Annotated in this window: 8 protein-coding genes and 3 pseudogenes; 3 read left to right on the top strand and 8 right to left on the bottom strand. The window is 43.2% G+C overall.

The features are described from left to right. The 3 genes from QXE01_09730 to QXE01_09720 form a co-directional block, all read right to left on the bottom strand. Positions 1–416, bottom strand: a 416-nt coding sequence (locus tag QXE01_09730; GenBank protein MEM4971515.1) for a 30S ribosomal protein S15, incomplete at its 3' end; no start/stop codon positions are given. Positions 417–514: 98 nt separating this feature from the next. Then, positions 515–1,168 (bottom strand): Snf7 family protein, encoded by a 654-nt coding sequence (locus QXE01_09725; GenBank protein ID MEM4971514.1) that lies wholly within the window; start codon positions 1,166–1,168, stop codon positions 515–517. Positions 1,169–1,325: 157 nt separating this feature from the next. Next, positions 1,326–2,060: an SDR family oxidoreductase gene (locus QXE01_09720; GenBank protein MEM4971513.1), complete on the bottom strand. Its 735-nt coding sequence runs from the start codon at positions 2,058–2,060 to the stop codon at positions 1,326–1,328. Positions 2,061–2,133: 73 nt separating this feature from the next. On the opposite strand from QXE01_09720, the gene QXE01_09715 reads away from it, so the two are divergent. Then, entirely contained in the window at positions 2,134–3,975 is a 1,842-nt protein-coding gene (locus QXE01_09715; GenBank protein ID MEM4971512.1) for a ribosome biogenesis/translation initiation ATPase RLI, read from the top strand. An 84-nt stretch (positions 3,976–4,059) separates the two neighbouring features. Here the strand turns inward: QXE01_09715 and QXE01_09710 are convergent, their stop codons facing one another. Both QXE01_09710 and proS read right to left on the bottom strand, forming a co-directional pair. Continuing rightward, positions 4,060–4,344, bottom strand: a complete 285-nt coding sequence (locus QXE01_09710; protein MEM4971511.1) for a 30S ribosomal protein S26e — start codon at positions 4,342–4,344, stop codon at positions 4,060–4,062. A 166-nt stretch (positions 4,345–4,510) separates the two neighbouring features. Beyond that, complete coding sequence (gene proS / locus QXE01_09705; GenBank protein ID MEM4971510.1) at positions 4,511–5,962, bottom strand: proline--tRNA ligase; 1,452 nt, start codon at positions 5,960–5,962, stop codon at positions 4,511–4,513. Between the two features lie 323 nt (positions 5,963–6,285). On the opposite strand from proS, the gene QXE01_09700 reads away from it, so the two are divergent. Beyond that, positions 6,286–6,648, top strand: a complete 363-nt coding sequence (locus tag QXE01_09700) for a hypothetical protein (protein ID MEM4971509.1) — start codon at positions 6,286–6,288, stop codon at positions 6,646–6,648. Beyond that, a complete protein-coding gene (locus QXE01_09695) occupies positions 6,645–7,085 on the top strand; it encodes a hypothetical protein (GenBank protein ID MEM4971508.1) in 441 nt (146 codons plus the stop codon). Before QXE01_09700 ends, QXE01_09695 begins: the two co-directional genes overlap by 4 nt. Positions 7,086–7,887: 802 nt before the next feature. Here the strand turns inward: QXE01_09695 and radA are convergent. The 3 pseudogenes from radA to QXE01_09680 form a co-directional block, all read right to left on the bottom strand. After that, positions 7,888–8,499 (bottom strand): annotated as a pseudogene (radA, locus tag QXE01_09690) (DNA repair and recombination protein RadA). A gap of 6 nt (positions 8,500–8,505) precedes the next feature. Continuing rightward, positions 8,506–9,060, bottom strand: a pseudogene (locus QXE01_09685) (Hint domain-containing protein). A 12-nt stretch (positions 9,061–9,072) separates the two neighbouring features. Further along, positions 9,073–9,300, bottom strand: a pseudogene (locus QXE01_09680) (DNA repair and recombination protein RadA).

Genomic DNA, 9,300 nt, shown 5'->3' with positions numbered 1-9,300 from the left:
TATTCCCAATCTGGTGGTAGCTTTCCAACCCTCTTATAATATTTAACTAGCCTCCTTATCTTAGACTCGATCTCGATCAATCCTCTCTTAGAGTGGAGATCCTTTGGATGCTCCTCCAAATGCCTAAGCAGATTTACAGCCCTCTTCATCAAATTAAACAGATCCTCAGGGATCTCTGGTGCTAGGCCGTGTTTCTCGAGAACCTTGGTTAACTTTACACCAAGAACAGACTTTACTAGGGGGACACCATATTGATCTCTGAGTATTAGCCCTATCATGGATGGCATATACCCCATTTTACGTAGCTCAACTATAATAGTTTCGATCTCCTCAGGCCTCATCCTAACCCATTTTGGAGGCCCAGCCCTTACAGGCCTTGTAGAGTGTGACTGCCCCTTATCCCTCTTCCTATTCAAGTGAACACCAATATTTAAATAATACAAGGCGGGTAAAAATTTAAAATAAAGGGTTATGAAATAGGGGGTTATAGATCTACTATATATGGTTTTTAATGCTACTGGGCCTTGGTTTCTGCCTTGCTCTCTACAGGTGATACAGATGGTAGCTCTGGGAAGCTCTCTTTCATCCTCTGCTCCGCAACAATTCTTGCTTCCTCCAGGATCTTCCTTGCCTCTGGTGATGAGTATGTAGCCTCTGTGAAGCCTACTCCCAGGCCTTCTCCTGTTTCTGTTACTACCTCTCTTAGGCTCTCTTCAAGCTCTATCATCTCATATGAGAACTCAGGCATTATACCTCTGACAAGGCCTCTCAGCTCTTTAACGACACCAACTATTGGTGCGAGCTGCACGAAGGCTTCACCCATGAGAACCACTGTCTCGATCCTCATTGAGATTTGCTCCAACGCTATCTGCACTATTGTTAGCTGTTTAACAGCCTTCCTTATCTCTGCTATCTCGTTAGCAAGCATTGTAGCTCTAGTTGTATCCTTGGATATTAGTGCATCGACAACCCTTTCAAATAGAACTCTATCTCTTTCCTTCATCCTCTCTAGCTGGACTCCGATCTTGTTTGCTAGGCTCTTTATCTTATAGTTTGCCATTAGAAGCTTATATTTGATAGGCTCCTTCTTAGCAAATGCCTTCCTAAGCTTCTCCCCAACACTCTCACCGCCTTCCCATCTCTTAGCTATATCAGCTATACCAGCCATTTGAACCACATACCTCGAATTATATGCTATGGTTTAGCTAGATATTTAAGCCAAACCCCCTATACATATCTAAAGATCTTTAGAGGTTATGTGTAAATTTAAGAAACCCTCTTTTATAATAGGGTTGCTGGAAGCTGTATAGAAGGATTCTTGGCTTTTACAACCCTCCTGAAACCTCTATCACAGCACCAGTAATGTAGGGGGTTTTAATATTGATAATAGCCTTTATAACCTCTACAATTTCATCAGGATCAGCAGGTCTCTTAAGGGGAACAGTGCTTTCAATTGCTTTTACAAGCCTCTCACCGATCCCGGGTCTGTTTACCCATGAAGGGGCTATCGTGATAACCCTCACCCCCATTGGTGCTAATAGCTCTGCCAGCTGTTTTGTTAGATATGTTATCGCTACCTTAGATGAGAGATATGCTGGTGAGGGCCTCAACCCACTATAGATCCTATGGCCCCTAGTAGCTGTTAAGCACCCCATATTAATTATGGTACCCCCTTTCTCCATATATTTCGAGGCTTCTAGAGACAATATGTAAGGTGCTATCGTGTTTACTGTAAACACCTCTAGCCATTTCTCAGGCTTTATATCCCAAGGATCTGTGTCATCCCATATACCTGCACTGTTTATCAGAACATCTAGACCTCCAAGGCATGATGTGCTTTTAGCTATAGCCGCTTTTGAAGCCTCTATATCCTTTAGATCAGCTGTATATATACATTTAATTCCATTCTTATTAGAACCAATTTCTCTTACAATCTCTTGAAGCCTAGAAGCACTTCTACCTATAAGGGCTAGCTGGTGCCCATCCTCTATAAGGGCTCTAGCAATTCTCCTCCCAATAGTTCCCGTAGATCCTATTAATATAATTCTAAGTCCACCCATACTAATCCATATATACTTATATCCTCCCTATCTATAAGATAGATGGAGATCTTATCCAGATAGGTGTTCATAAGTGACAAGGCTAGCTGTTATAGACTATGAGGCCTGCCACCCAGATAAATGCGGTGGCATGCCATGTGTGAGGTTCTGCCCAGTAAATAGAGGAGGAACCATAGCTATTGAGCCCAGTGAGGAGAAGAAGGGGAAACCAGTTATATATGAGGCAACATGCATCGCATGTGGCATCTGTGTTAAGAAGTGCCCCTTTGAAGCGATATATATAATAAATCTCCCTGATGAGATGGAGAAAAAGGTTATGCATAGATATGGGGAGAATCTCTTTAAACTATATGGGATCCCAACACCGATACAGGGGAAGATAGTTGGGATCCTTGGGAGGAATGGTACTGGAAAGTCAACAGCTCTAAAGATCCTTTCTGGCGAGATAGTACCGAATCTCGGCAACTATAGAGAGCCCCCTAGCTGGGATGAGATTCTGAGGAGGCTCAGAGGATCTGAGGCGTATAACTATTTCAGAAGCTTAGTTGATAAGAAGCTAAGGGTTATACATAAGATCCAGAATATAGAGGCTATACCAAGATATGTTAGAGGTGAGGTTAAGCAGATATTATCTAGGATAGATGAGAGGGGGATGTTTAAAGATGTTATAGACTATCTCAGCATGCACAACATGATCGGAAAAGATGTTAGAGAGCTAAGTGGGGGAGAGCTCCAGAAGCTAGCTATAGCTGCTGCCCTGCTTAGAGAGGGGAATGTATATTTGTTCGACGAGCCATCCTCGTATCTAGATGTGAGGGAGAGGCTCAGGCTATCCCTAGCTATAAGAGATCTAATACCGAAGGGCGCATATACCCTTGTAGTAGAGCACGATCTAGCCGTATTGGACTATGTATCAGACTATATAGTTATCACCTTTGGAGAGCCCGGGGCATATGGCTACTTCTCAAAGCCATATGGAACTGGAGCTGGGATTGGACATTTCCTCAGGGGCTATCTACCCTCTGAGAATATGAGGATAAGGGATGCCGAGATCATATTTACAGATAGATCTAGGGGTGAGATCCAAACACAGCAGAAGCCAGAAATTCTGTTGGCAGAATGGAGCGATCTGGTAAAGAAGCTCGGAGATTTCCAGCTGAAGATCCAGGGGGGTAGGATATATAGGGGTGAGGTGATAGGTGTGGTAGGACCAAATGCTATTGGAAAAACAACTTTTGCCAGGCTCCTAGCAGGAGAGCTAGAGCCTGATGAGGGGTTTGTGGGAACAAGCGTCATTAGGATCAGCTATAAGCCTCAATTCCTCTCACCAACAATCTTTGGAGATGGCTCCCTAACGGTTGAGGAGGTTTTGAGAAAAACATCCCCCGAAGCCCTTAACCAGGATTCATGGATATATAATGATGTGGTTAGAAAGCTAGGGATAGTCAAGCTATTACCACGAGAAATATCTGGGCTAAGCGGTGGTGAGCTCCAAAAAGTCGCAATTGCTGTAACTCTCTCGAGAGACGCGGATCTATATCTATTGGATGAGCCATCAGCCCATATAGATGTGGAGGATAGGATAACGGTTGCTCGTGCGATCAAGCGTGTTGTAGAGAATAAGAGGAGCGCTGCAATAGTTATAGAGCATGATGTATCGATTATAGATTTCATAGCAGATAGACTCTTTGTATTTAAAGGAGAACCTGGGAGAGAGGGGTATGCGGAGCAGCCTACAAGCATTAGAAAGGGTATGAATAGCCTGCTATCATATCTAGGTGTGACCTTCAGAAGAGATCCCAGGACTAAGAGACCTAGGATAAATAAGCCCGGCAGCTACCTAGATAGATATCAAAAAAGCATTGGAGAGTATTACTACGAGCCTCCGGAGGAGATGGCTGAGGATTCCGGCTGAAAGGGTTGGGATAGAGCTTATAGATCCTTTAGCATAATTTTCTTAAAATCAATTATTAAAAACAATGCCACATACTGGTTCCTATTACCTCTTTGGCATAGCCTTTCTCTCCTCTTCAGCTCTAACCTTTATTATACCTAGGAATATTGCACAGCTAACACAATAACACTTTGTTACAGGATATCTAGCTATTAATGCTCCTTTCTTTTCAAGCTCCTGCGCGAGCTGAGGATCTACTGGTGTATATGTCCTAGTAACACATATAGCCTTATCCTCTGGGACAAGCCTGCCACATTGATCGCATTGTAACCTTTCAACATATCCCTTTGATCCTTTCCTCCTCCCCCTGCTCTCCCTCTTCTTAGGCATGCAAGCCACCTATCACCTTGATTTCCATGCCAGATAATACTATGGCGTAGGGGATATATATTGTCATAGGTTCTACTGCTAAGCCTCAGAAGATCTGATGATCTATTTAGCTAGATATGACAAGCCATTGGCGAGGATTTAGTGGCATCGAAATTCAGCCGGTTCTTTAATATGTTTTTGCTATTCTAGCTATTGTTTTGGCTTTATCACCGCATATGGGGCATCTAGCATCTCCGAGATCGCGGATCTCGAGTGGTGTGCCCAGCATTTTGCTTGCACCTGTTTTTTCCACTAGTTCTATAGCACACCTCTCCCTACCACACCAAGGTATTTCAACAATGCCTGCTCTTGATGCTATAATGCTTGAAGCCTCCTCAACTGTATATACGAGCTTTATTAGTGATTTAAACTCCCTCCACGCTTTCTCCTTCAAAGCTTTCTCGATATCCTCTAGGGTCTCTCTAACCTTTTGCACCAACTCGCTCCTAGGAACCGTGAATCTTGTGAAGCTATCCCTTCTAAACACGGTTGCGGTTCCAGCTCTCAGCTCCCTTGCACCTACCTCTACCCTTATTGGGATGCCTTTTATCTCATAGTAATAGTATTTCTCTACAGGTTTTTTCTCCCTATCTAGATCTACTATGGATGAGATACCTGCATCCTTAAGCATTCGATCTATATCTTCAGCATATTTCCATATACTTTCAGTCTCTTCCTCGCTCTGTGAGGGAATCGGTATAACTGCTACTTGGATTGGCGCTATACTTGGAAGTATTATTGCCCCTCTATCATCACCGTGTATCGATATTAGGGATGCGATAACCCTGTCCGAAACACCATAGCTTGTCTGCCATCCATAGTCCTGGGTTCCATCCTTCTTATGTATTATAGTCTCGAATACCCTGGTAAATGTTTGCCCCAAATGATGGACTGTGCCTATCTGGAGAGCTCTTCCATCGGGCATTATAGTATCGAATGCCACAGTATATACTGCTCCTGGGAATTTATCCCACTCGGGTCTCTTAGATATTATATATGGTATTCCGAGGGTGTCGAAGAACTTAGAATAGATCTCCATAGCCTCTTTAACCTGTCTATCAGCATCTTCAAAGCTATCATGGAGTGTGTGTGCTTCCTTGAATGTGGTTACCTCCCTTAGCCTTATCATTGGTCTGGTGGCCTTTGTTTCATATCTGAATATGCTTACAATTTGATAGAGCTTCTTAGGCAGCTGTCTATAGCTCTTATACCAGAGTGTCTCCATATATGTTATTGCAACCTCACTAGTAGGTCTGAGGGCAAGCTTTACATCAAGAGGATCTAGACCTCCATGGGTAACCCAGTAAACCTCATCCTCAAAACCCTTGATATGCTCACCCTCCCTTTTAATCATATCCTCGGGTATTAGAAGAGGTAATAAGATCTCCTCATGCCCAGTTGAGTTAAGAAGATCTCTTAAAATATTGAGAACCTTCTCCCTTATTTTGAAACCATATGGCATCCACACACCAACACCCTTAACAGGATACCTTCCATAGTCATAGATCTCCGCAGCAGATAATACCCAGTCAAACCACCTTCCAAAGCTATCCCCAGCCTTCGAGGGAGGCTTCTCCAAAGCATACCCCTACATATTATGTTTCCCAATATATAGAAAAATAAATATATCAACTGATCATGGTTAAAAACCCACTCTTTAAAATATTAACCTTCCCCCTACCCTAAAGTACTGGGCTTTCAGTTACGAGGCTTATTAAGCTGAAACCAAGAATAGAAGAGGTTTGTTTAAGAGGACATAGCTCTAAATCCTCTGTAACGGGCGTGGCGATGAGATTGGGTAATTGTTATAGCTGGTATTTTCATATATAAACATGGTTATCAGGTTATTGAATATATTTACCTCTGGCGCTTTTTCAATGAATGGTGGGAGGTTAGGAGGGCTTGGAAGAGGAGGCTGAGAGTGGACCTAAGATCAGTGTAATTGATACTCTTAAGGTAATACCGCCTCCCTCAATGCTCAGGGAAAGTAAGAAGAAGCAGGTGACTGAGAAGAGGATTAGGGTTAGGAGGGTAGAGAATGTTGAAGAGGGTAAGGCGAAAATTAATCCTATTTTAGCGAAAGAGCTGGGAATAGGGGATGATATGATCGAGATTGTTGTAGCTGGTAGAAAGAGCCTACAGCTCTCACCTATACTTGATGAAGGGGTTCCCCAGAACGAGGTGTGGGTAAATGCTGGAGTACTAAAAACATATGGGATAGCCGATAATACAATAGCTACTATAAAGAGGATTGCGAGAAAATGAGTGGGAGTAGCTCTGGAAAAACCCTTCACATGATTCTAAGCGAGTTAGAGGAAGCAGTTAACATGCATATAACTATATTAAAGGGTCTCAAATCTATATGTATAAAACTAAAAAGAGGTGAACAGGTGGAGAAACATCTAGAAAGCAGGATGAAGGCTGTGAGGAGGATTAGAAATGAGATCCTACAGAGCCTTAAAAGCTTCGAGTATTTCGATGAACCGGTCGATGAGGAGCTGGCATCAGAGATAGTTGCTATGGTTATGTATATAGAGATGAGCGCGATCAAAGATGAGAGAAGATATCTATTAATAGCGAGAAAGCTTCTTGAGAGAAGAGGTGAGGTGCTAGATATAGAAGAAGATCTGAAGAAGCTGGATGAGATGTCAGAATCCGCTAGAAGAGTCATAGAAAAATACACAAAGATCTCAAGCAAATAGATGTTATAAATGTTAGTGTTCCTCAAAAACCTTATGTGTCAGTTAATGAATAGCTTTAGATCTAATAATATCCCTAAATACCTTGTCATATGTAGGATGTATCAAAGGCTAAATCTGAATATTACAGAAGATCTTAGATTAACTGCTATAAGCGATATTAAAGCCCTATATTATTAAAAGGCTCTGCAACTTCTCCACTCTAAGGCTTTTTCATTATAAAGGATCTCGGCTCATTAGGCTTGGTATCAAGCGATGTTAAGCCCTTTACAACTGAAAGCCTCGCTCTTTAGGGCGGGGATGTTGTTGATACCTATATGCTTGATGCGAGTACTATAGCTAGATGATGAGGCGGTTAAGCATGGCAACCGAGCCCCGGATGATCATGGATGGGGGCTGGCATCCATATCCCCGAATCCCCGAGAGGGGATAGGGATAATGGGCCGGAGACCCGGCCCAGGGCTGAACCAGGCGAGAGCCTGGGATGTAGCCCAAACCTCCCCGCCCTAGGGGGAACCCTCGCCCTTCAGGGTGGGGAGGAGGTCAGCTTATGTCCTGCCTATGGAACGCGATGAAACTAGAACTCCTTCTGTGTCTCTCTTTGAGAATCAATCTCTCTTGGGCGATATGGGGGCTTCATAGGAGTCTTTCTTCTCGCAACTGCTCATAGAGTTTATTGTGGGCTTCTTGTTTTGGGATAGTTGTTATATGGGTTATAAGCTTTTGTGTATTAAGGGTGAATATATCGATATACATAGGATCAATAACAGTAACCAGAGATGCAGAGAGGCTTTAGGATCTATCTTTATTCAGCTACGTCTGCTATTCCTGTTTCTGTTATCACAAATATTGCTTCTCCTTCTGGTAGGTGGGGGGCGTCGATTACTCTTGCTATTCTCTTGTTACCTCTGCTCTTCCTCAACTGAACCCTGATCCCTGGGGCATGCCCTACTATGTGTCCTCCAACGGCTACCGTTGGGTCTCCGTAGAATACGTCTGGCCTTGCCATAACCTGGTTTGTTATTACTACAGCTATGTTAAATACCTCCGCTAGATTCTGTAGCTGGTGTAGATGCTTATTTAGCTTCTGCTGCCTCACAGCTAGATTCTCTCTCCCGGGGTACTCTGCTCTGAAGTGTCCTGTTACGGAGTCTACGATTACGAGCTTTATGTTCTTCTCAGGTATTAGCTCTCTGAGCTCCTCCACAATAGCTATCTGATGATCACTGCTAACCGCCCTTATAAAGTATATCTTCTCCATAACCTCATCAGGATCCAACCCCTTACCTCTAGCCATGGCCTCGATCCTCTCCCATCTGAAAGTCCCCTCTGTATCTATATACACAGCTGAGCCTCCTAAACCACCCTTCTCCGGTGGGAGCTGTACATTTACGGCGAGCTGGTGGCATATCTGTGTATTATGGAGTATCAGCCCCTCTGGGGTTATGAAGTTATGGGTTGCAGGGATCACCAGATCATATACATAGTCATTGTAATAGATCGGCTCTACATCTCTAACCTCTAGAGCCTCTAGAGATCCATTTCTAAGCCAATCACTCATACCCCTTCCAAGATCTTTTATAGCGTTTATATAACTATCAGAAATCCTAGCTATATAATCACCCTCTCTAACATATCCAGCCCGTATCCATACAAGGGAATCCCCTTGGGAGAGTAGAACTGGATGTGCTAGTGTAACATTAATTCTATATCCATTAGCTAGCCTTATACCAGCAATGCCTCTTACCCTCTCTCTATATATAGCTATGGGCCTTACCCATGAAACCCTAGCCCCTCTCTCTAGTGCTATAGTTGGGACTAGGAAACCCTGTTTATCTTCAACCCTATTAAGCCATATAATCTCTCCACCATCGAATCTCTGGGTTCCATATTTTCTAGAAAACTCATAATATAGATCTTCAATACTTGCTATATCAAGATCCCCACTATCTCTATCCATCATCAAGATCCTAGTATCTCCTGAGAAACACTTACCAGTACCAAATTCACCGAAGAACTCTGTGATAGTCTTAGTCTCTATACCCCCTCCAAGTAGCTGATCAAGAGCCTTGCTCCCCGTAGTTATTCTACCAATATTCATCCTCTCCATCTTAACCTCCTTCGCAGTCTTAAACCTAATGTCAAGGGCTTCCCGTGCAGCGTTTATAATCTTCATAGCTGTTGGAAGAGGTATTCCAAGCGTTACACTAAGATCTTG

The organism is Sulfolobales archaeon (genome assembly GCA_038897115.1).
Taxonomy (GTDB): domain Archaea; phylum Thermoproteota; class Thermoprotei_A; order Sulfolobales; family AG1; genus AG1.
The sequence above is the reverse complement of the archived record's forward strand: the minus strand, read 5'-3'. Positions and strand labels throughout refer to the sequence as shown.